We start from the raw sequence: 23,358 nt of genomic DNA, 5'->3' as shown, positions 1-23,358 counted from the left end.
GTAGGTATAATATGAAAACAACAAGAAGATTATTGAGTGATGGTTTACTTTTATTTATAGCATGTGCAAGTTTAGTACCTTTTATATACATGTTGATAATATCATTAAAGATAACATACAACTCATATAGTTTGGATATATCTTTTTCAACAGTAACTCTTCAAAACTATATAGATATCTTTACTAAAAAAGGATTTGTACAATATTTTTTAAATACAGCGATAGTATCTTTTTCAGGTGTATTATTAAATTTAGTATTTAGTACATTAGCAGGATATTCTTTTGCGAAGATGGATTTTAAAGGTAGTGATAAGTTATTCTTATTTATGATAATGACTTTAATTATACCATCTCAAGTTACAATGATACCACTTTATATAATAATGAAGCACTTAGGATGGATAAATAGTTATCTTGCACTTATTATGCCAATACCAACTGCATTTGGTGTATTTATAATGAGGCAAGCTATTTTAGGAGTACCAAAAGAGCTATTAGAATCAGCAAAAATAGATGGTTGTTCAGACTTTAGGATTTTAATACAAATAGTATTACCTCTAATTAAGCCGGCATTAATTACACTAGCAATATTTACTTTTATGGGAGCTTGGAATGAGTTTATGTGGCCTCTTATAGCAACAACTAAAGATGCAATGAGGACATTAACAGTTGGATTATCTACTCTTAAAACATTCCAGATAACTAATTATGGACAAATGATGGCAGGAGCGACAATAACATTTTTACCTCCATTTATTTTCTATTTGATTTTACAAAGTAAATTTGTTGAAGGAGTGTCTTTATCTGGTATAAAAGGTTAAATAGTTCGATTTTAAAATATAGAATAAAATTGTATAAATATGGAGGAATTTAAACTATGGAAATTTCATATGTACTGAAAGATTGCACATTCAAACACAATAAATATTCTGTTATGGAGTCTGAAACTTGGGAAGCTAAGGATTTAGATATTGTAGTAGCTAAAGGTGAAAAATTTGCATTTCAAATTATGCTAAAAGCAACAGAAGAATTTAATTGTACAATTGATAAAAGCAATGCTATATCATGGAAAGGTCTGGGAAATAGAGTAAGATTAGCATTAAATGTGTCTAATAGCTTAGAAAATAATTTTAGTATAAATATATTAGGATATGTTCAAGATGACACAAAAGCATTTGTAAATGATGCTATCTTAAGGGATAAAGATATATTAGTAGAGCAATATTTACCTCAAACATTTTGGATTGAAGGTAAAGTACCAGAAGATTTTGAAGAAAATAACTTTAATATAGGTATTGATATATTTAAAAGCTTTGGATATGAAGATGAAGAAAAAGTTTGTACAATTGATATTCCTGTAGAGGTAAAAAATGTTGTATTAAAGCCTTTGGATGAAAGTAAATTCTTTTTAGATTTATGGCAACATCCAAGTTGTTTAGCTAGAATGTATAAAGTTGAGTTATGGTCTGATATCCATTTTGAAATAATCGACAACTATTTAAAAGAACTGGCTTATTTAGGAGAAAAAGTTGCAACAGTTATAGTTTCAGATTATCCATGGGCAGGACAAAGTTGTTATAAAGTTTATAAAAATCCATCGAACTTATATGAATATAACATGGTAAGTGTATCAAAAGGTTTAGATGGAAAGATTAAATGTAACTTTGATAGTATGGATAAGTATATAAGTATAGCTGATAAGTATAAAATGGCTCAGGAGATAGATTTATTTGGTCTATTAGGTAATTGGTGTGCTGGTGAGTTTGGAAACCCTGTAGAAGGATATAAGGACCCTATAAGAGTAAGATATTTTGATGAAAGTGATAAAGTATTTAAATTTATAAATAATACAAATGATTTAAAAGAATATATAGGATTAGTGTTAAATCATTTAATAGAATGTGGATTATGGGATAGAGTAAGGATTATAGCTGATGAACCAAATAATCCAGAAGTAGTCAAAGAGTGTATAGAATTTATAAATTCTACTGTAAGCACTCATCGAGTTAAATATAAATCAGCAACTCACGACCAAAATTTTTTAGATAGAGCTAAAGATGAAATTGATGATATGTCAATAAATTTAAAACTTACTATCCAAAATTATAAAGATATAGAAAATCTAAAGAAAAAAATCAACGACAAAGGTGGAATATTGACTTGGTTTGTATGCTGTTTTCCAGAGAAACCAAATAGTTTTATAAGTTCTCCTTTTGTAGAAAATAGAATAATAGGGTGGTATACTTATTACTTTGGTCTTGATGGATTTTTAAGATGGGACTATAATTTATGGACAGAAGACCCTTGGAAAGATTCAAGTTACAAATTCCCTATTTGGAAAGCTGGAGATATGTTTTTTGTTTATCCTGGAAAAGATTTAAAGCCAGTTAGAAGTGTTAGAATGGAGAATTTAAGATTTGGTATACAGGATTTTGAGTTATTTACCATGTTAGAAAAAGAAAAGGGAAGAGAGTATATAGAAGTTGAGATTATGCAAGAATTATTAAATAAAAAAGAAAATGCTGAGATTAAAGGTTTTGGAGATATAGAACTAGGATACTCACTAGATAATTGTGCATATGATAAAGTTAAAAAATATGTATTAGAGTTGTTAGATAGATTATAAAAAATATAAGAGTGTCTCAAAATGAACTTTTTAGTTCATGAGGCACTCTTTTTGTATGAAATAAAATATATTTTCATCATTTCAATAATGAAAAATAGGCTTATCCCTATTCTGAGACATCCTTTTGTTTTTTTAGTTGTATTTAATGTTTTAAAACAACTATAAACACTATAAAGTTTATAAATGACAATAATTATATATAACATGATGTACTTTAATTTGTTATAATAGGGGTTGAATAATATTATATGGAAGATAACATTATTGGGAGGGGAGTAAGATAAAAAGAATAGGTATTATTATAATGTTTTTTTTAAGTATAGCTTTTATTGGATTTTATCTTGTAATAAGAGGAAACAGCGATACAGTTAAAATGCAACGAGGGATAAATATAGGTAATGCACTAGAATCACCTAAGGATTTTACCTGGGATGTAAAAATGTCAAATAAGTTTTTTGATGATATAAAAGATGCAGGTTTTGACACAGTACGTATACCAGTAAGGTTTTCTGATTATACGTCAGATTCTAATGATTTTAAAATTGACGAAGAATTTTTTAAAAAGATTGATGAATATGTAAATTATGCATTGGATAAAGACTTAATAGTTGTGTTGGATTTACATCATTTTGAGGAAATTATGAAAGAACCAGGAGTTCATAAAGAAGAGTTTTTAAAAATATGGCAACAGATAGCTAATAGGTATCAAAAATATGATAAAAAACTGGTATTTGAATTATTAAATGAACCTAAAGAAAATCTATCTTCACAGTTACTAAATGAATACCTTGAAGAAGCAATAAATATAATTAGAAAAACTAATCCTAAAAGAACACTTATAGTGGGACCATATAATTTCTATCAAATTGATTATTTAAATGAATTAAATATTCCTAAAGATTCCAATATAATAGTTTCTTTTCACTATTATGAACCAAATGATTTTGCATTTCAAGGAAATATCTATCATAAGGGATTTGAGCACTTGAGTGATATTACTTGGGAAGGAACAAATGAACAAATGGATTATTTAAAGAAAAGGTTTGATACCGTGGAAAAATGGGCAAATAAAAATAAAGTAAAAGTCTTCTTGGGTGAATTTGGAATAACAAAAGAGGCACCAGAAGCTTCAAGAAAAGCTTGGATAAAAGCTGTAAGAGAAGAAGCTGAAAAACGAAACTTTTCATGGGCTTATTGGGAACTTGCTTCTGGATTTGGGATATACAATCAAATTGAAGGTACTTGGGATAGAGATACATTAAACGCATTAATAGAAAAGAGGTGATTTTATGAAGAAAAATTCAAAAAAGATACTTATAATTTTAACTATTATTACGAATATCATATATATTTTTTGGAGGATTTTTTATACAGTACCTAAAGAAGAAGGTATGTTTGCCTTAATATGTGCTATAATACTGCTTTTTGTAGAGATAATAGGCATGATGGAAATGTTTGTACATTATTATGGTATGTCAAATATTGAGTATCCTGAAAAACCAATTATAAGTGAAGAGCTTTATCCACATGTAGATGTATTTATTGCAACATATAATGAGTCTGTTGATTTGGTGAGAAAAACCATAAATGGATGTATACATATGCAATATCCAGATAAGAAAAAGGTACATATATACCTATGTGATGATGGAAATCGTGAAGAAATGCGTATTCTAGCAGAAAAAATGGGTGTAAATTATATAACTAGAACAGAAAGAGAAGGAGCAAAAGCTGGAAATTTGAATAATGCAATGCAACATACAAACTCCCCTTTGATTGCTACATTTGATGCAGATATGATACCAATGCATGATTTTTTGATTGCTACAGTACCATACTTTTTGAAAAATGAGCAGGCTAAGAAAGATGGAGAAAAAGAGGAGTATGAAAAGGTTGGTTTTGTACAAACCCCACAGAGCTTTTATAATCCAGATTTGTTTCAATTTAATCTGCACTCTGAGGGTAGAATTCCAAATGAGCAAGATTATTTTTACAGAGATATTCAATTGGCTAGAAATAGGACAAATTCTGTAATTTATGGTGGTAGTAATACAGTTATTTCAAGGGAAGCTCTGGAAGAAGTTGATGGATTTTACACTTATTCTATTACGGAAGATTTTGCAACAGGTATCTTAATTCAAAGTAAGGGGTATAGATGCTATGCTATTCCAGAAGTACATGCATCGGGTTTATCTCCTACTGATTTAAAAAGTCTTATTAAGCAACGTGAAAGATGGGCACGTGGATGCATACAAACTGGTAGACGTCTAAATATTTTGTTTAGGAGAGGTTTAGGATTTTGGCAGAAAATAAGTTATATTTCTTCAATTACTTATTGGTATGCAAGTATAAAACGCTTTGTATATATAATGGCACCTATTTTATTTTCTGTGTTCAATGTGATTGTAGTAAAATGTACATTACTTCAAGTATTGGTGTTTTGGTTACCAATGTATATTTTAAGTAGTTTATCTCTTAAAATATTTTCTCAAAATATAAGAAATACTAGATGGAGCAATATATATGAAACTATAATGTTTCAGTCTTTGATGCCAGCAGTAATACTTGAAACGTTCGCAATATCCAAAAATAAATTTTCAGTAACAAATAAGAGTAAATTAGAAGAAAGTAAAATGTATAAATTTTTACAGGGAATACCTTATTTTATTTATATAGTGTTATCTATAATAGGAATTTTAAAAATGTTTATAGCAATATTTGAAATGAGTTCAATGACATATTCAGTTGTACTATTTTGGTTAATTGGAAATTTTTTCAATCTTGTTATGGCTACATTATTTATATCAGGAAGACAACAATTAAGAAAGTCTGAGCGTTATATTGCTGAAATTGATTTTAAGTTAAAGAAAAACTCTTATGTTCTTTCTTCAAAAACAATTGATATATCAGAAAGTGGATTTGCATTTTTGTTGGAAAATCCAGAATATATTTCTCCAGAAGAAGAATTTGAGGTAGAGTTTAGAGAAAAATCAGGAAATGAAATGTATATAGCTAATATGAAGGCAAAGATTGTTAATGTTGTTGAAGTGGATTCAAAATGGAAATATGCAGCTTATATTACACATATTGAAGATAGTGAAATAGATAACTGGATGTGTATTGTTCATGATAGAATACCTACTTTGCCAATGACAATATCCAATCAACTAGGTTTCTTTGATGATTTGCAAATTAATGTAAAAAAACGTATCGAGAAAATTAGAACATTATCACGAAGAAGTCCAAGAATCAATATGAATTTTCAGATGGATATAAAAAATATAGGTAAATTAAGAATAGTAAATTTTAATTATCAATATGTATTATTAAATTTTGAAAATAGAAATATTTATCCTAAAGAAATAGAATTAGAAATTAATGAAAATATTGCCCTAGAATGTAATTTATGTGAGGGTAAAACTGATGAAAGAGGTATTTTATATAAAGTGAATAACATTGATAGTGTAATGCAAAATTTCTTTTTAAGAGATGAGATGATGGATTGGATATTACAAAATAAGACAATTGTTATTTCAAAACCTAGTAAAAAGAAAGAAAAAAGTACAGATGAGTTTGAACCCATGGAATATATTTAGGAGAGATGAAATGAAAACTTTAAAAGTATTTTTTTGTTCCTTAAAATATTTTATTTTGGTGTTTATTTTTTTTATAAATGCCACTTTTGTAAGTTCAGCAATAAGTAACAAAAATTTAGATTTATATTTTAAAAAGATAGAGAATAATTTAAGTTCTAAAATTACGCATGAAGATAAAAGTATAAAAATAGAAACAGATAGTTCTAAAAATGATAAAGAACGTTATTTATATGTTTACCAAAATATAAAAGAAAATTGGAGTATGTACCATAATTTTTATATTGAGATTCAAAATAAAAATAAAAGCTCTCAACGAATAAATTTAAGTATACAAAGTAAAAGTATGACTGAATTTAGGTTAAAAGAAGGTAGTGAAGTTTTTCTTGAAGATAAAAATATAATCTATTTAGATAAAATAAAAGATGGATGTATAGAAGTACCAGGAGAATTTGAAGGAAAAATTTATGTGAATTTTAATAGTTTTATAAATGATAAAAATAATATGTTATTGGATTTTAATAGACTTTCAGATATTGTTAGTTGGGGGATTACATTTATTCCATCTAATGAAGAACATAATATTGTTATTGTAAGAAAGTTATCCTTATTGTCTGAAGAGCAATTAGAATCTTTACATAATACTAAAATAACTGGTGATGAAGAAGTACAAATACCTGTATTGGGTCAGAGCATAAGTCAGTACAAAGTATTAGGGATTGAAAATAATTCAGATGTCAAGTATTCACTTATGGAAAAACAAGATAATATAACTATATCTCAAAAAGGTAAATTAACATTAAACAGTAAAGCTAAACCTGGACAAATTATTTTACAAGTTAATGTTGGTGATAAGTTTAAAATTGGAAAGAAAATAACATTGACTCAATCTTGGAGTATTAATAAAAAGGATAAGGATGGTGTTCCATATACATTAGTATCTCCTGAGCAATCACCGACAGTACAAGACATGAAAAAAATAAATTTTATGAATAATATTATAACACTTATTCGAATTTTATTTATGTCTTTAGTAGCAATGTTTTTAGGAATATACCTATATTGGAAAAAAAAATCAAAGACTAAGTAAAGAGAGGAGGTTATATTTTGTTATTTTCAAGCTTAATTTTTTTATTTTATTTTTTACCAATAACTTTGGTATTATATTATGTATTTAGGTTTAATCGAACGATACAGAATATGATATTGCTTGTTGTTAGTTTATTTTTTTATGCTTGGGGAGAACCAAAGTTTGTTGTTATTATGATAGCTTCTATAATAATGAACTATATATTTGGTTTACTAGTAGATAGATATAGAGAAAGTAAAATAAAAGTAAAAATTTTTTTGGTTTTAATGTGTGCATATAATATAGGAGTTTTATTTATATTTAAATACCTAGCTTTTGCACTAAGAAATATTAGCGAACTTATTAGTACTGAATTGACTATACCTAATATTGTTCTACCTATAGGAATTTCATTCTTTACATTTCAAGGAATGTCTTATGTTATAGATGTATATCGTAGACATGGAGAAGTTCAAAAGAATCCTTTTTATGTGGGACTATATATAGCCTTTTTCCCACAATTAATAGCAGGTCCTATAGTTAGATATGAAAGTGTGGCAGAGCAAATTCTTAATAGAAAAGAAACGTGGGATAAATTTTCTATTGGAACTTGTAGGTTTATAACAGGTCTAGGCAAAAAAGTATTAATTTCAAATAACATGGCTATAGTAGCGGATTATATTTATACTATGAATAGTCAAGGAGAAATAGCTGTATCGCTTGCATGGCTTGGTTCTATAGCTTATACTCTGCAAATATTCTTTGATTTCTCTGCTTATTCAGATATGGCTATAGGATTAGGTCTTATGTTTGGTTTTAAATTTGAAGAAAACTTTAATTATCCATATATATCAAAATCAATCACTGAGTTTTGGAGAAGATGGCATATTTCTTTGGGAATGTGGTTTAAGAGCTATATATACTTTCCACTTGGAGGTTCTAGAGTAGCAAATAAAGATATTATGATTAGAAACATGTTCATAGTATGGTTATTTACTGGAATATGGCATGGAGCAGAATGGACATTTGTAATTTGGGGAATTTTAAATTTTGTTTTCTTAATTATAGAGCGTTTTATAATGTTTGAAAAGATTGAAAATCACAATTTTATAAAACATATTTATACTTTATTAGCAGTTAATTTTGGATGGGTATTATTTAGAGCCCCCAATTTAAAAGAAGCACATAATTATTTTAAAGCTATGTTTGGAGGAAATGGAATTATATGGAGTGATTATACATATATGTTTTTAAAAGAATACTGGATTTTCTTTATGTTTGCATTTATTTTTAGTATACCTATTGCGAAGAAAATCAATAAATTTGTTGTTGAACAAGCTAGATGTAGTATGATATTCAATGTATTTTATCCAATCTCAGCTATTTTATTATTCTTTATTTCTGTGACATATTTAGTAACTGGAAGCTATAATCCATTTATTTATTTTAATTTTTAATGGAGGAGGAAAAGTATGAGTAGATTTTTCAAAGTAAGATTAATAACTGCAATTATGTTCTTAATTGTTTTATTCGCTTTCTCTATCTTTAATATTTGGTATTCTGGAAAAGATATGATACAGGAAATAAAAAATTCAGTTTCTGAGAGAAGTAGTTTAAAAGAGACAATATCATCTATTGATAATACCGTAAATGATAAAGTAATATATAAAAATACATTTATTGAAACTTATGGATATTTACAAAAACTAATGGGTAAAAATGAATTTTCAAAGTTTAGCGTTGTAAAGGATACTTCTGGTAAGATGCATTATACGTATTTTGCTAAATCTCCAAATCAAGTTGGTGTACTAGCAGATAGGGTAAGAAAATTTTCTGAGGAAATGGAGAAACAAAACACGAAATTAGTTTACTTAATGACTCCAGATAAGTACATAAAAGGAGTGACAAAATTTCCAAAAGGCATACCGTATTCTTATAGTAATGAGACAGCAGACAATTTTTTAAATCAACTAAAAAAGTACAATGTTGACTATATTGATTTTAGGGAAAATATTTTAAAAAGTGGTATTCCAAAAGATGATTTATTTTTTAAAACAGACCATCACTGGAAAGTAGAAACTTCTTTTTGGGCTTTTGGAGAGTTAGTTGAGCAACTCAATAAAAAATACAGTATGAATTTAGATGAAAATCATTATTATAGAGATAAGGAAAATTATAATTCAATTCTATACCCTAAGTCATTTCTTGGTTCTATGGGAAGGAAGACTGGTATTTTATATGGCGGTATAGATGATTTTACATTAATTTATCCTAAATTTAAGACCAATTATACATATTATACAGATTCTAAATCACAGAAATTTGAATTAAAAGGAAGATTTGAAGAGAGTTTGATATTATCATATCCTTTTAATGCAGACCTTAATTTAATGAATGCTCAATCAGACAAGTATTTTACATATTTATTGGGAAATAGACCATTAGTTAAAATAAAAAATACAGAAAATCCAGAAGGATTAAAAGTGCTATTTGTTAAAGACTCTTTAATCGTACCAACAGCAGCATTCTTTTCCTCTGTTTGTTCAAATATAGATATGATAGACCCTAGATATTATGATGGAGATATATTAGAATATGCAAAGTCTCAAGACTACGACTTTGTTTTTATATCTGTATATCCTCAAAATCTTGTAAAAGAATTTTTTCCATTTTGTGAATAAACGTGTCAATAAATTTTCTAATAAAATAAAAAATAAATGGCTAACTGATTAAAAATTAGCCATTTATTTTTATACTTATTTTAAGAAATATTTTTCTTGTTAAACACTTCTTTATCGACTTTTCCAAGTGATTTTCCTACAGTGATTGACGATATCATAGCACCATTAACATTTATCATTGTACGTCCCATATCTAGTATAGGGTCTATTGCAAGTATACCACCAACTAATGGGAAATAAGAGCCAAGACCCACTCCAGATATAACAACTGAAACTGCCATTGTAGCAGTTCCTGGAAGCCCTGCTATTCCAAAAGAACTAATTGTTATAACTATTAACAACATAACATAAAAGCTCATATCCATGTTTACACCAGCCATATTAGCAAGTGTTACAGCCATTAAAGCGGGATATATACCTGCACAACCATTCATACCCATATTTGCACCTAAACTTGCTGTAAAGCTTGATACACCCTCATCAACTCCGTGATTTTGTACTAGACTTTCTATAGTCACAGGCAATGTTCCTAAACTAGAACGAGAAGTAAATGCTAGAAGTAGAGCTTCAGTTGAATTTTTTATATAATTAATGGGATTTAAACCATTTAAAGTTATAAAAATTAAATGTATAACAAACAATATTGCAACTGATATATAAAGAGCCAATATAAAATGTAAAACAGATACTATTGAGTTAATACCTTGTGAAGTTATTGTGTTTGCAAGTAGAGCAACAACAGCATAGGGCATAAATTTAATAACAGTCATAGATACACTTACAATTATTTTATAAGATGCTTCTATAAAATCTATAAATGGTTTTATTGTTTCAAAATGTTTTTTACTTAATCTCTTTATTGATGTAGCTATAAATGTAGCAAATATTATTGTAGCTACAATATTTCCATTTGCCATGGCCATTACAGGATTAGATGGTAGTAATCCTCTTAAAGTATCGACAAGAGAATTTATTTCTTTAAGCTCTTGATTTACTTCTAAAGTAGGAAGATTGACTCCTACACCTAACTTCATTATATTTGCAACGACAATTCCAACAATTGCAGCTATAGCAGTAGTAGTAAGAAGCATACCTAAAGACTTAAATGTCAGAGTTTTAAGATTGTTATCTTTCATATTAATAATTACTTTTATGATAGATAAGAAAACTAAAGGTACTACTAACATTTTTAATAAGTCCATAAATCCAGAGCCAAATAGGCTATACCATTTACTTACTTCTTGTAGCCAAGTGACTTGAGTTGTATCATTAGGAAAACCAGCAAAAGCTTGAATTATAATTCCTAATATAAGTCCTAGTATTGTAGCATATATTGTTCTCAATGAAAATTTAATTTTTTTCTTTTCAAATTGTCTAACAATAAAGAATGTACCTAGAAGCAAGATTATGAAAAAAATTGTTTTAAAATCTGTAATCATAAGAAATTGTGATAAGAATGAACTTTCCAATATTTTTTCTCCTTTATCTAAAAATAAATTTTTCTAAGCTTAAATAATATCAATATATTAAAAAAATGTCAATATTATATCATAATTTACTGAAATAGGATAAATTAATTTAATTTACAGAAATGTGATTAAATACAGAAAAATAGGGTATAATATATGGTCAAAGAATTTAATTTAGGGTAAGAAAAGATAAAACAGCTTTTATAAAATTTGATTTCAAATAAAAAAATGTTAAAAAAATAACTTTGATTTATTATAAAGATGTGTACATAGAATATATATCAAATGAAAAGCTCAAAATAAGTAAAGAAATTAATTAGACATCAAAGGAGAGATAAAATGAGAGTAATAATAATTGGTGGTGTTGCAGCTGGTATGAGTGCTGCAGCAAAATTAAAAAGAATAAAACCTGAGTATGAAGTGGTTGTTTATGAAAAAACAGAGATAGTATCTTTTGGTGCCTGTGGATTACCATACTTTGTTGGAGGATTTTTTGATGATGCTAATGACTTATTAGCAAGAACACCTGAAAAACTTAGAGAGTCTGGGATTGATTTAAATATATTTAGAGAGGTTATTGAGGTTGATAGTGAATCTAAGAAAATAAAAGTAAAAAATATAAAAACAGGTGAAATATATGAAGATTACTATGATAAATTGATGATAGCAACAGGAGCAAGAAGTATTATGCCTCCTATAAAAAATTTAGAATTGAAGAATGTTTCTACATTAAAAAGTTTATATGATGGAGAATATTTAAAAAAACTTTTAAGCAATGAAGAAAATAAAAGAGTGACAATAATAGGTGCTGGTTTTATAGGATTAGAAGCAGTTGAGGCATGTAAGAAATTAGGTAAAGATGTACATGTAATTCAGTTGGAAGATAGAATATTACCACAAGTATTTGATAAGGAAATTACAGATGTATTAGAAGAAGAAATAAATAGACATAATGTTAAACTGCACTTGGATGAAATGGTTGTAGAACTGTATGGAGAAGATAAAGTACAAAAAGTTATAACAAATAAAGGCGAAATAGATACAGATGTAGTAATAATTGCTACTGGTGTAAGACCTAATACAGAGTTTTTGTCAAATACTAATATAAAAATGCTAAAAAATGGGGCTATAGTAGTTGATGAGTATGGAAGAACTTCTGTAGAGGATATATACTCTGCTGGAGATTGTGCAACTATAAAAAATATAGTAAGTAATGAAAATGTATATGTGCCTTTAGCTACTGGAGCTAATAAATTGGGTAGGATAGTAGGAGAAAACCTAGCAGGAAGAGAAGTTTCTTATCAAGGTTCACTATCTTCAAGTTGTATAAAGATTATGGATATGGAAGCTGCTTCAACTGGAATTACAGAAAGACAAGCTAAAGATTTAGGCATAAATGTCAAATCTAAATTTATTTCTGACTATAATCAAACTCATTATTACCCAGGAAGAAATAAAATATATGTAAAGCTTATTTATGATGCAGATACAAAAGTTATTTTAGGTGGACAAGTGGCAGGTTTTAAGGATGCTGTACAAAGAACAAATGTATTGGTAGCTGCTATCTTTGGAAAAATGACTACAAAGCAACTTGGAATGTTAGATTTGTGTTATGCTCCACCATTTGCAAGAACATGGGATGTTTTAAATGTAGCTGGAAATGTATCTAAATAATAGTATTTAGATTATAGTTAATAAGCAATTAAAGGAATGAATTTACCTAAAATATTTTTATCAAGGTAAAATTCATTCCTAAATTTTTATTGTAAATTTTTGATAATAAAGATTACATTAAATTATTCATCAAAATTTAAATGTAGGCTTAATCTATCTTCTCCAAGAATGGTATTTTCAAAAACATTAGTAGCATTTTCTAAATACATACTAGGTATATCTAGAGATGGACTAAAATGTGTCAATAAAAGTTGTTTAACATTTCCTAGCTTTGCAAGATTCGCAGCTTCTCTAAAAGTCATATGTTTGTTTCTAACAGCTTTTGATATATCTAAATCATCACCATACATGGCTTCACATATAAATAAATCACTGTCTTTTATAAAGTCTGGTATTGATTCTATAGGTCTTGTATCGGTTGTAAGACTTATCTTAACTCCCTTTCTCGATTCTCCTAAGACCATATCTGGAGTGTATTTTTTTGAATCTAAAACTATACTTTGACCTTCTTGGAGCTTATTCCATAATATTTTAGGAACTTCATTTTTAGTTGCCTTATCTATATCAAATTTAGGGTTTCTTCTAAAATTAAAACTGTATCCTAAACACTCTATGGAGTGTTCTAAATTGATTGTTGAAATTTCTAAATTTCTTAAAAATTTATTATCTAAAGAAAAATTGCCTTGAGGATTTTCTATAATTTTTAAAGTATATGGTATATATTCTACTAAATTTCTCATAGAACGAATACAATCGACTATTCCAACTGGGCCAATTATAATTAAATCATTTGTACGACCGCTATTTCCAATCGTTGACAAAAGTCCTAAAAGTCCAAATATATGGTCACCATGTAAATGGGTTATACAAATTAAGTCTATATCTTTAAAGCCACATTTTTTTAGCTTCATAGATACCTGAGTACCTTCTCCACAGTCAATTAGTATTTTTCTACCTTTATAGTTTATAAATACAGAGGATAGAAATCTGTTTGGCGTAGGTACATTTCCACCACATCCAAGTAAAGTTAAATCTATCATTTTTTCCCCTTTCTAAAATTAACACAAGTCTGCTGTTTGTTTTTATTATGATATCCTATTATAATTATTTTAACATTAAATATAACAATAAATGTGTATTTGAGTCAAGAAATATTACCAAATAGAGTTTTTATATAACAAGGTGATTTAAAAGTACCTCAATGGACTTTTAAAAGAGACCAGTTGAAAAGATTCTAAAATAATTTTATATAAAATAAAATAAAAATATAGATGTGAAAAAATGTAATTAGATTAAAACTAATTGGATATGGACAAAATTAAATTGATAGATAAATATTAAATATACTAATTAATCTTATGTATATTTAATATTTATCTGAAAGCTTTATGTAAAATATAAGTTTTATACTAAAGCCAAAACTAATTTGAGGAGGCTAATTTATATTGAAGATTAGAAGGTATTTAATTTTGGTAATTATAATTCTAATTACAACAAGTCAGAGTTTTATTTCTTATGGACTAGAGCGATTTGAAGAAATAACTATTTTTCACACTAATGATATACATGGAAGATATGCTGAAGGTGATGACTATATACAAATAGGAAATCTAGCCACATTGAAAAAAGAAACTCCAAACTCAATTTTAGTAGATGCAGGAGACTGTTTGCATGGACTTTCAATAGTAAATATGGATAGAGGGAAAAGTGCAATTGAATTAATTAAGTGTGCTGGATATGACTATATTACTCCTGGAAATCATGACTTTAATTATGGAAAAGATAGACTGTTTGAGTTATCTAAAAGTGCTAATTTAGGAGAGAATACTTTAAAATTTTTGTCATCAAATATTTTTGAAAATGGAAAAAAAGTTTTTGATAGTAATGATATAAAAGAAATAGATGGAATAAAAATAGGATTTTTTGGACTCTCAACCCAGGAAACAAAGAGCAAAACTGGATTTAAAAATGTGGAAGGATTAGAGTTTGCAAATCCTATAGAAAATGCAAAAGAGCAAGTAAGTGAGTTGGAGAGAAAAGATGTAGATGTAATAGTTGCAATATGCCATATTGGTACTAATAGTTTGAGTAAGCCAAATAGTATAGATATAGCAAATGAGGTTCAAGGTATTGATTTAATTATTGATGGGCACAGCCGCACTAAGTTTGAAAATGGTAAACAGGTGGGTGATACATTGATTGTAAGTACGGGACAATATTTAGAGAACATTGGTGAGGTAAAATTAACTTTGGATACTAATGATATAGAAAATATAAAAATAGAAAATAAATCAGCTAGATTAATCGGAAAAGAAGAAGCATTAAGATATAAGCTTGACTTTGATGTAAGTAAAAAGGTTGATAAAATAAAAGAACAACAGGAAAAAATATTAGATAAAGTTATAGGTGTAACTACAAATACTCTGGATGGTTCATATGAAAATGTAAGAATAAAAGAAACTAATTTAGGTAATTTAATAAGTGACATTTTACTAGATAAAACTAATGCTGATATTTCTTTATTTAATGGAGGGAATATTCGAGATACGATAGAAAAAGGCAATATAACAAGAAGAGATATTGTAGATGTATTTCCTTTTAGTAATACAATAGTTACCAAAGAGCTTACAGGAGTACAGATTAAAGATGTATTGGAGCATGGAGTAAAACTTTATCCAGAAAAAAGTTCAGCCTTTTTACAAGTAGGAGGAATTTCATATTACTTTAATCCTAAACAAAAAGAAGGCGAGAGAATAACAGGTATTCGAAAAGAAGGAGAGGTATTAGATTTAAATAAAAAGTATGTAGTTGCAACGAATGATTATATAGCCTCAGGTGGAGATGAATTTCCTTGTTTTTCAAAAGAACCTATACTAAAGGAGTTTGGAAATTTAGAGAGTGCAGTTATTGAATATATAGAGTACAAAAAAGAAATATCAAAAAGTGTAGATGGAAGAATTAGTATTAAATCTAAAGATGAGTTAATAAGTAAGAATGATGAGGGTGATTTGATATTAAGTGAAAATAAAGAAAATATCAATGATGATGAAGAGAATCTATCTAATAATATAAAAAGCTCTGATAGTGATAAAAATAAAAGCTTAGATAAAACAAGGGCTAGAGAAAGTTCTAATCTAGGAATATCTAAAAGAGAAGCTAAAGAAAAATCTCCTAAAACAGGAGACTTAGGTTTTTCAAATAGTATGATTGTATTTATAGTTTCAAGTACATTAATATATTTATTAAATTTTAATCAAAAAGATTTAAAGGATAAAAAGTCAAAATAAAAATTAATAAGCAAAAGTTAGTAGATAGTAATTTAATCTTAGATAATAGTAAAAAGCAAAGGCGGTGTCTCAAAATGAACTTTTTAGTTCATGAGGCACTCTTTTTGTGTGAAATCAAATATGCTTTCATTATTCCAACAATGAAAAAGAAACTTATCTCTATTTTGAGACAGAGCCTTTGATTTTTGTACTTAAGTATGATTAGTTTTGAGTAAAATTGTATTTTATAAAAAATAATTGTATTAAATATATTAGAAAATGTATCGGTACAATTATAGAAAAATATAAAATTGTACTATATAAAATGAAAATTTTGTATAATAATTGTATAGAAAATAAAGAGGAGCTGATATATATGAACAATAAGATTAATTATGCACCGGGACCAACAGAAACTAGGGAAAATGTAAGATTGGCAAGAGCAGAGAAGACAACAAATCCAGATATAGATGTTGATTTTGTTGAATTTTATAAAAAGACATGTGAAAAGTTTGGTAATATAGTTGGTACAAAAAATGATGTTTACATATTGAGTGGTGAAGGTATATTAGGACTTGAAGCAGCTTGTGCATCACTTACAGAAAAGGGAGATAGAGTCCTTGTAATTGATAATGGTATATATGGAGAAGGTTTTAAAGATTTTGTAAAAATGTATGGTGGAGAGTATGTACTTTTTTCAAGTAAATATACAAAAAGTGTAGATGTTGATGAATTAAAAGTATTTTTAGATAAGGATAGTAATTTTAAATATGCAACAGTAGTGCATTGTGATACTCCAACTGGTGTATTAAATGATGTAAGTAAAATATGTCCATTACTTAAGGAATATGGCATATTAACTGTAGTTGATTCTGTAGCAGGTATGGTAGGAGAAAGATTAAGTGTAGATGAATCTAAAATAGACATAATATTAGGAGGTTCGCAAAAAGCTATTTCTGCACCAGCAGGACTTACTATAATTGGAATAAGTCAGGATGCAAAAAATTGTATAAAAAATAGAAAAACTGATGTAATAGGTTTTTATTGTAATTTAAATATATGGGAAGGCTATTATGAAAAAAAATACTTCCCTTACACAATGCCAATAAGTGACATAATGGGGCTTGATAAAGCACTTGATAATATATTAGAAGAAGGAATAGAAAATGTATTAAATAGACATGAAAAAATAGCTTATAGTGTTAGAAAAGCTATTGAGGAATATGGTCTAGAATTATTTTTAGAAGAAGGGTATTCTAACACAGTTACAGCTATAAAAATTCCTGAAAGTATAGGAGCTTTAAAGCTTACTGATTACATGCTTAAAAATTATAATACACTTGTTGCAACATCACTAAATCAATATATGGATACTATTTTAAGAATAGGTCATATGGGAGAAAATGCAAATTTAAATAAAATAGAGCATGTATTAAATGTTTTGGATAAAAGTTTAAATGCATTAGGATTTAAAGGAAATGGAAATTTGTTAAACTTATTTAATAAGTATTATTTTTAATAGATAGGGGTATATAGCATGGAAGTTACAACTAAGCAAAAATTTACAACGAAAGACATGCTGGAAACTTCCCTATTAATAGCATTAGTATTTATTGCAACTAAATTTATAAATATAAGATTACCAATATCTATAAATGGTGGGCTTGTGCATTTAGGAACAGCAATGTTGTTCATATCAGCAATAGTATTTGGAAGTAAAAAAGGTGCTTTATCAGGAGCTATTGGTATGTCACTTTTTGATTTTATTTATGAAAATGAGTACTATGACCAAGCACACTTTATAAAAGAATTTAAAAAATTTTCAGGGACGTCACCAATTAAATTTATTGGTGAGAATAAGACGATTAAAGAAAATATAAAGTACAGCTATTTATAATTATACTGTCGATTTTTTACAATACCTCCAATTTATTTTTTGATATGATATAGGAAAATAAATTGGAGGTTTTACATATGAAAATTATTACAGAAATAGTTGAGTTTAATGTGGAAGAAAATTTATCAAAAGAAGAGTTTATAGAAATTGTAAATGACTTAGAATTAAAATTTCATTCTATTCAATCTGGTTTTATTGATACTGAGCTTCTGTATGATGAAAAGTCTCAAAAGTGGATTATGATACAGCATTGGAAATCTATAGAAAACCTCAAGAGTGCTTCTAGTAAGATGTTTAAAGATTCTTCAACTGAGAAATTTAGAAAAGCTTTAAAGAATCAAACTGTTAAGATGAATATAATACCACAAATTAAAAGTTGGAAATTATAGAACTGAATGTAAAAGATAGTTAAATAGTATTAAACCAAATTAGCCAAATAACATTTTGTATTTAAATTGTTATTTGGCTTTTAGTGTTTATTTTAATATGAGTGTTATATACTAGAAAAACCAACAAACTGTTAGAGTGTGGATTATCATAATGTCATATTCGGGAGCTAAAAGGCTTAATACTGATTTGTCAATGTGTCTTTTTAGCATGTTGAACAGGTATATTGCCATGCTTTCATTATTTTATTTTTTTGCCTTATACTGGACTACATTTGCAGTTTCCTAATATATTTGGCTCATATTTAAATGCCATTATCTAAAAGTACTATTGCTGTACGAGAGGCAATAGGCATTTTAGAAGAAGGAGGAGTTGAGCTAAAGTATACATCATAATCTCTTAAGTTTTCTTTTTTTGTTTTTCCTCCAAACTCTACCATATCAGTATTTAATATCGTTTTGTAGTTTGTATTTTGAAACTTTGAAATATCAACTGATTGTATTAGATTAGGGTGGAAATTAAATATAAATAAATATTTGCCCTTACTGTACACCAAAATCTTTTTATCATTATCCATATGTATAAGTTCATGACTATTTTGGATAAAAATATCACTGTATTTTGTAAGTTCAAGCATAGATTTATCAAAATTTAATAATTGTTTATATTTTAAATTATTATCTTCTGAAAGGCTCCATTGTCTTCTGGCATACTTATAGCTCCAATTATTGCCTTCTCGTGGAAAATCAATCCACTCAGGATGCCCAAATTCATTTCCCATAAAATTTAGATACCCTTCACCTGCTAGAGAAAAAGTTATTAATTTAATTAGTTTAACTAGAGAGATAGCTCTATTTATAACATGATTATTTGAGTTTATTTCCATGTTCCAGTACATTTCCTTGTCAGCTAACCAAAAAATAATTGTTTTGTCACCAACTAACGCTTGGTCATGAGATTCACAATAACCTATATTTTTTTCACCAGGACGTCTAGTTGTAAGCTCATACCACATTTTACCCAAATCCCAGTTTTCATCAGATAAGTTAGAAATAGTTTTTATCCAAAAATCAGGCACTCCCATTGCAAGTCTATAGTCAAATCCAATTCCGCCATCTTTTATAGGTATACACATACCGGGCATTCCGCTCATATCTTCTGCGATACTTATTGAATTAGGTTTAATTTCTTTTATCAATTCATTTGCAAATTGGAGATATGTTATAGCTTCAATATCTGTATTCATACTAAAATATTTTTCATAACTATCAAATGAAACTCCAAGACCGTGGTTATGATATAACATTGAAGTTACACCATCAAACCTAAAACCATCAAAATGGTACTCATGTAACCAAAATTTTATATTTGAAAGCAAAAAATGTATTACCTCAGGTTTACCATAGTTAAAGAGCTTTGTACCCCAAGCAGGATGATTTCCCTTTGAACCTGAATGGAAGAATTGATGTTCACTTCCATCAAACTCATTTATTCCCTCTAAAGTATTCTTTACAGCATGAGAATGAACTAAATCTAATAAAACAGCAATCCCCATAGAATGAGCAGTATTTATGAGATTTTTTAAGTCCTCAGGAGTACCAAACCTAGAGGATATTGCATAAAAGTTTGAAACTTGGTATCCAAAAGATGCATAATATGGATGCTCCATAATAGCCATAAGCTGAATGGTATTGTAGCCAGCTTTTTTTATCTTAGGAAGTATTTTTTCAGTAAATTCATTATAAGTTCCAATAGATTCGCTTTCAGTAGACATACCTATATGACATTCATAGATTAGTGGAGAAGTTATGTTTTTTAAGTCAAAATCATTGTCAGTCCAGATAAATGGAGTCTTTGGTTGCCATATTTGTCCATTAAATCCACCAAAATCTTTTTGAATTACTCTTTTTATATATAATGGTATACGGTCAAATGTTTTTCCGTTTGCAGTAACTTGTAGCTTTACCTCTGATTTGTGAGGTAAGCTATTTTGACCAGGAATAAATATTTCCCAATTACCAGAACCAATTTTTTTTAGAAGATGAGATTTTCTATTCCAATTATTAAAGTCACCAATTAATGATAAACTATCTGCATTTGGAGCCCATTCTCTATAGAACCATCCATCATTTGTTTGATGAAATCCATAGTAAAGATGAGCATTTGCAAAAGAACTAAAATTCTTATAGTTTGTCAATATTTTTGATTTCATATCTTCATAATGTTTCATTCGCTTTTTTATATCAGATTCAAATGGTTGTAGGTATACATCAATATCTAAAATTTTAAATTTTTTTTGACTTTTCATTGTATTTCTCCTCCATAATAAATATTATATCTAAAAATAATATTTATCTCATACTATCTTCTCTGTATAACTGATATATATTATATAATCCTAATAAAAAGCTTAAGCTACCAATGATTATTTTCATAATTTACCTCCTTAGTATTTATACTTATATATCGTATTCATCAAAATTTAAAAGTTTGTTTAAAACTCTTTTAATAATATCATAATCAAAGCCTTTATAGGAAAGATGTTGAGAAATTTTTTGATATATTTTCTTTTTATCTTCTTTCTTTACCCTTTCAAATCTTTTTTTTGCTAGATACATAGCATTTTCAAATTCAGTATCCTTATCTAATTCAGACACTGCTTCATTGATTGTACTTTTATTTATACCTTTATTATATAGGTTTTGCTTAATTCTATTTTTGCCACATTTATTTAAGTTAACATTTGTGTTAACTATTTTTTGGGCTAGGACACTATCATTTACTAGATTATAACTTTTAAGAAAATCTATAACCCTCTCGATTATGTTTTCATCAAATTCTGATGATAGCTTTTCTTTTATTTTTTTTTCAGATTGGTCGGCATGGGATAAAATATTTAGTGCTTTATTTTTAGCTTTTATATACATTTCATCATCTAAAATGGTTTTTAATTCCTCCTCATTTATTTCATCCCCTTTTTTTAAATTAAATGTATAAACAAGTTCTTTAAATATAGCAATAAAAAATTTATCATCTACATAAATATTAACTCTATCATCCTTTCTTTTTTGTTGTTCTATTTTTGTAATTATACTCATAAATCCTCCTTTTTTATGTGTAATTATATTAACAAAAGTAACTAATCAAATTTAACAAAAAACTTATATTTATATGTTATATTTTATCAAAATTAAGACAAAATAGTAAAAAGTTATTTTTATTAAAAAGTAAAGTAAAGTCATGTTAAATAATTATTTTTTAAAGTATTTTTTAGCATATAAATATAATTATATACCCCAAAAAACAAATTATAAGCTTTAAGAAATAAAAAATAATGGTACAATAGTATTATAACATTAAAAGGAGACAAAATATGAGAAGTGAAAATCTAGTTAAGATGGCAGAGTTGAAAAATACTGAAAAACTAGAGAAATTTAATCGCCATAAAGGCAAAATTAAAATAGGTATATTGGGAGGTACTTTTGACCCTATACACTATGCTCATTTAGCAACAGCAGAATTTATTAGAGACAAGTATGACATTGACAAAATTATCTTTATACCATCAGGAAATCCACCACATAAATTATGTATCACTACAGACAAGTATGATAGATATAATATGACACTTCTAGCAACTGAAAGCAACGAAGATTTTTTAGTTTCAAAAGTAGAAATCGAAAGAAAAAAAAGGACTTATACAATAGATACATTAAAATACTTAAAGAAGAAATACAAAAATGCAGACATTTATTTTATAACAGGCGCAGATGCGATTTGTAGTGTTGAAGAGTGGAAAGATGTAAAGAAAAACTTTGAGTTAGCTACTTTTATAGCTGCAACTAGACCAGGAATTAGTTTGTTAAGGTCACAAGAGACTATAGAAAAACTAACTAAAAAGTATAATGCTGACATTATAACAGTTTATGTTCCATCACTGGATATATCGTCCACATATATAAGGGAACAGCTAAATGAAGGCAAGTCAATACGTTACTTAGTACCCGAAAATGTAGAAAATTATTTATATGAAAATAAACTATATCAATATGGAGATGATTAAATGAACTTAGAGAACATTAACCAGAGACTAAATCAAATGCTACCAATGGGGAGGCTTAGCCACTCAAAAAATGTTGCAAAATGTGCTGAAAAATTATGTGAGATTTATGGATGTGACAAAGAAAAAGCTTACTTAGCAGGAATGATTCATGATTGTGCAAAGTATTTAAGTGACAAGGAAATAGAGGATTATGTCAATAAGTATGAAATATATTTAGACCCAATAGAGGATGGAAACCGTTCATTGTCTCATAGTGTAATTGGGGCGTACATATGCGAGTATGAGTTTGAAGTAGAAGATGAAGATATTATAAATGCAATCAAATATCATACAACAGGAAGAGAGGATATGTCTCTTTTAGAAAAAATAATTTACATAGCTGATTTAATTGAAGAAGGGAGAAAATTCCCGGTTGTAGATACATTAAGAGAATTAGCATATGGAGGTAAGCTTGATGAAGCACTTTTAACTTCTTTTAATAATACTTTAATATTTGTCATCAATAAAAAAGAAGAGATACATCCAAGAACAGTTATGGCAAGAAACTATCTACTTAAAGAAAAGTTATTATAAAAAACCTATATAAAGGTAAACATATTAATAAATTTAAAGTTGACTATGTTACAAAATCGT

18 protein-coding genes are annotated in these 23,358 nt (G+C 27.5%); 14 read left to right on the top strand and 4 right to left on the bottom strand.

Annotation, left to right across the window (positions count from 1 at the left end):
* The first annotated feature begins 11 nt into the window (after positions 1–11).
* The 7 genes from IR152_RS08655 to IR152_RS08625 all read left to right on the top strand — a co-directional run bounded on the left by IR152_RS08655 (position 12) and on the right by IR152_RS08625 (position 9,969).
* Complete coding sequence (locus tag IR152_RS08655) at positions 12–821, top strand: carbohydrate ABC transporter permease (protein ID WP_227451403.1); 810 nt, start codon at positions 12–14, stop codon at positions 819–821.
* Between the two features lie 56 nt (positions 822–877).
* Positions 878–2,626, top strand: coding sequence for a DUF4091 domain-containing protein (locus tag IR152_RS08650; protein ID WP_227451402.1), 1,749 nt, complete (start codon positions 878–880; stop codon positions 2,624–2,626).
* A gap of 304 nt (positions 2,627–2,930) precedes the next feature.
* Positions 2,931–3,911: a glycoside hydrolase family 5 protein gene (locus tag IR152_RS08645; RefSeq protein ID WP_227451399.1), complete on the top strand. Its 981-nt coding sequence runs from the start codon at positions 2,931–2,933 to the stop codon at positions 3,909–3,911.
* Between the two features lie 4 nt (positions 3,912–3,915).
* On the top strand, positions 3,916–6,222 hold the full coding sequence (locus tag IR152_RS08640) for a glycosyltransferase (RefSeq protein WP_227451397.1): 2,307 nt from the start codon (positions 3,916–3,918) through the stop codon (positions 6,220–6,222).
* Positions 6,223–6,232: 10 nt separating this feature from the next.
* Positions 6,233–7,309 carry a hypothetical protein gene (locus IR152_RS08635; protein ID WP_227451396.1) on the top strand — a complete coding sequence of 359 codons (1,077 nt, stop codon included), beginning with the start codon at positions 6,233–6,235 and terminating at the stop codon, positions 7,307–7,309.
* Between the two features lie 17 nt (positions 7,310–7,326).
* Positions 7,327–8,745: an MBOAT family O-acyltransferase gene (locus IR152_RS08630; protein WP_227451394.1), complete on the top strand. Its 1,419-nt coding sequence runs from the start codon at positions 7,327–7,329 to the stop codon at positions 8,743–8,745.
* A 15-nt stretch (positions 8,746–8,760) separates the two neighbouring features.
* Entirely contained in the window at positions 8,761–9,969 is a 1,209-nt protein-coding gene (locus IR152_RS08625; RefSeq protein ID WP_227451392.1) for an alginate O-acetyltransferase AlgX-related protein, read from the top strand.
* A gap of 80 nt (positions 9,970–10,049) precedes the next feature.
* Here the strand turns inward: IR152_RS08625 and IR152_RS08620 are convergent, their stop codons facing one another.
* Positions 10,050–11,438: a cation:dicarboxylate symporter family transporter gene (locus tag IR152_RS08620; RefSeq protein WP_227451391.1), complete on the bottom strand. Its 1,389-nt coding sequence runs from the start codon at positions 11,436–11,438 to the stop codon at positions 10,050–10,052.
* A 339-nt stretch (positions 11,439–11,777) separates the two neighbouring features.
* On the opposite strand from IR152_RS08620, the gene IR152_RS08615 reads away from it, so the two are divergent.
* Positions 11,778–13,112 carry a CoA-disulfide reductase gene (locus IR152_RS08615; RefSeq protein WP_227451389.1) on the top strand — a complete coding sequence of 445 codons (1,335 nt, stop codon included), beginning with the start codon at positions 11,778–11,780 and terminating at the stop codon, positions 13,110–13,112.
* Between the two features lie 122 nt (positions 13,113–13,234).
* Here IR152_RS08615 and IR152_RS08610 read toward each other — a convergent pair whose 3' ends face one another.
* On the bottom strand, positions 13,235–14,152 hold the full coding sequence (locus tag IR152_RS08610) for a ribonuclease Z (RefSeq protein WP_227451386.1): 918 nt from the start codon (positions 14,150–14,152) through the stop codon (positions 13,235–13,237).
* A 405-nt stretch (positions 14,153–14,557) separates the two neighbouring features.
* On the opposite strand from IR152_RS08610, the gene IR152_RS08605 reads away from it, so the two are divergent.
* The 4 genes from IR152_RS08605 to IR152_RS08590 all read left to right on the top strand — a co-directional run bounded on the left by IR152_RS08605 (position 14,558) and on the right by IR152_RS08590 (position 18,664).
* The gene (locus IR152_RS08605; protein WP_227451385.1) at positions 14,558–16,399 is read left to right on the top strand and encodes a bifunctional metallophosphatase/5'-nucleotidase; all 1,842 of its coding nucleotides are present in this window, start codon (positions 14,558–14,560) and stop codon (positions 16,397–16,399) included.
* A gap of 355 nt (positions 16,400–16,754) precedes the next feature.
* The gene (locus tag IR152_RS08600; protein ID WP_227451382.1) at positions 16,755–17,897 is read left to right on the top strand and encodes a pyridoxal-phosphate-dependent aminotransferase family protein; all 1,143 of its coding nucleotides are present in this window, start codon (positions 16,755–16,757) and stop codon (positions 17,895–17,897) included.
* Positions 17,898–17,915: 18 nt separating this feature from the next.
* Positions 17,916–18,275 (top strand): ECF transporter S component, encoded by a 360-nt coding sequence (locus IR152_RS20420; protein ID WP_413927483.1) that lies wholly within the window; start codon positions 17,916–17,918, stop codon positions 18,273–18,275.
* Between the two features lie 77 nt (positions 18,276–18,352).
* A complete protein-coding gene (locus tag IR152_RS08590; protein WP_021408553.1) occupies positions 18,353–18,664 on the top strand; it encodes an antibiotic biosynthesis monooxygenase in 312 nt (103 codons plus the stop codon).
* Between the two features lie 302 nt (positions 18,665–18,966).
* Here IR152_RS08590 and IR152_RS08585 read toward each other — a convergent pair whose 3' ends face one another.
* Positions 18,967–20,970: an alpha-amylase family glycosyl hydrolase gene (locus tag IR152_RS08585; RefSeq protein WP_227451381.1), complete on the bottom strand. Its 2,004-nt coding sequence runs from the start codon at positions 20,968–20,970 to the stop codon at positions 18,967–18,969.
* A gap of 151 nt (positions 20,971–21,121) precedes the next feature.
* Positions 21,122–21,760 (bottom strand): recombination regulator RecX, encoded by a 639-nt coding sequence (gene recX, locus IR152_RS08580; protein WP_227451380.1) that lies wholly within the window; start codon positions 21,758–21,760, stop codon positions 21,122–21,124.
* A 275-nt stretch (positions 21,761–22,035) separates the two neighbouring features.
* Between recX and nadD the strand changes: the two genes are divergently transcribed.
* Entirely contained in the window at positions 22,036–22,725 is a 690-nt protein-coding gene (nadD, locus tag IR152_RS08575) for a nicotinate-nucleotide adenylyltransferase (RefSeq protein WP_003416411.1), read from the top strand.
* Positions 22,726–23,298: a bis(5'-nucleosyl)-tetraphosphatase (symmetrical) YqeK gene (yqeK, locus tag IR152_RS08570; protein ID WP_227451378.1), complete on the top strand. Its 573-nt coding sequence runs from the start codon at positions 22,726–22,728 to the stop codon at positions 23,296–23,298. It begins immediately after the preceding gene.
* The last annotated feature ends 60 nt before the right edge of the window (positions 23,299–23,358 follow it).

This window comes from Clostridioides sp. ES-S-0108-01, assembly GCF_020662285.1.
In the GTDB taxonomy this organism is placed as follows: domain Bacteria; phylum Bacillota; class Clostridia; order Peptostreptococcales; family Peptostreptococcaceae; genus Clostridioides.
The sequence above is the reverse complement of the archived record's forward strand: the minus strand, read 5'-3'. Positions and strand labels throughout refer to the sequence as shown.

Excerpts from the sequence above, each read along its gene's own strand:
- IR152_RS08655 (WP_227451403.1), top strand. The coding sequence starts at position 12 with ATGAAAACAACAAGAAGATTATTGAGTGATGGTTTACTTTTATTTATA.
- IR152_RS08650 (WP_227451402.1), top strand. The coding sequence starts at position 878 with ATGGAAATTTCATATGTACTGAAAGATTGCACATTCAAACACAATAAA.
- IR152_RS08645 (WP_227451399.1), top strand. The coding sequence starts at position 2,931 with ATGTTTTTTTTAAGTATAGCTTTTATTGGATTTTATCTTGTAATAAGA.
- IR152_RS08640 (WP_227451397.1), top strand. The coding sequence starts at position 3,916 with ATGAAGAAAAATTCAAAAAAGATACTTATAATTTTAACTATTATTACG.
- IR152_RS08635 (WP_227451396.1), top strand. The coding sequence starts at position 6,233 with ATGAAAACTTTAAAAGTATTTTTTTGTTCCTTAAAATATTTTATTTTG.
- IR152_RS08625 (WP_227451392.1), top strand. The coding sequence starts at position 8,761 with ATGAGTAGATTTTTCAAAGTAAGATTAATAACTGCAATTATGTTCTTA.
- IR152_RS08615 (WP_227451389.1), top strand. The coding sequence starts at position 11,778 with ATGAGAGTAATAATAATTGGTGGTGTTGCAGCTGGTATGAGTGCTGCA.
- IR152_RS08610 (WP_227451386.1), bottom strand. The coding sequence starts at position 14,152 with ATGATAGATTTAACTTTACTTGGATGTGGTGGAAATGTACCTACGCCA.
- IR152_RS08600 (WP_227451382.1), top strand. The coding sequence starts at position 16,755 with ATGAACAATAAGATTAATTATGCACCGGGACCAACAGAAACTAGGGAA.
- IR152_RS20420 (WP_413927483.1), top strand. The coding sequence starts at position 17,916 with ATGGAAGTTACAACTAAGCAAAAATTTACAACGAAAGACATGCTGGAA.
- IR152_RS08590 (WP_021408553.1), top strand. The coding sequence starts at position 18,353 with ATGAAAATTATTACAGAAATAGTTGAGTTTAATGTGGAAGAAAATTTA.
- IR152_RS08585 (WP_227451381.1), bottom strand. The coding sequence starts at position 20,970 with ATGAAAAGTCAAAAAAAATTTAAAATTTTAGATATTGATGTATACCTA.
- recX (WP_227451380.1), bottom strand. The coding sequence starts at position 21,760 with ATGAGTATAATTACAAAAATAGAACAACAAAAAAGAAAGGATGATAGA.
- nadD (WP_003416411.1), top strand. The coding sequence starts at position 22,036 with ATGAGAAGTGAAAATCTAGTTAAGATGGCAGAGTTGAAAAATACTGAA.
- yqeK (WP_227451378.1), top strand. The coding sequence starts at position 22,726 with ATGAACTTAGAGAACATTAACCAGAGACTAAATCAAATGCTACCAATG.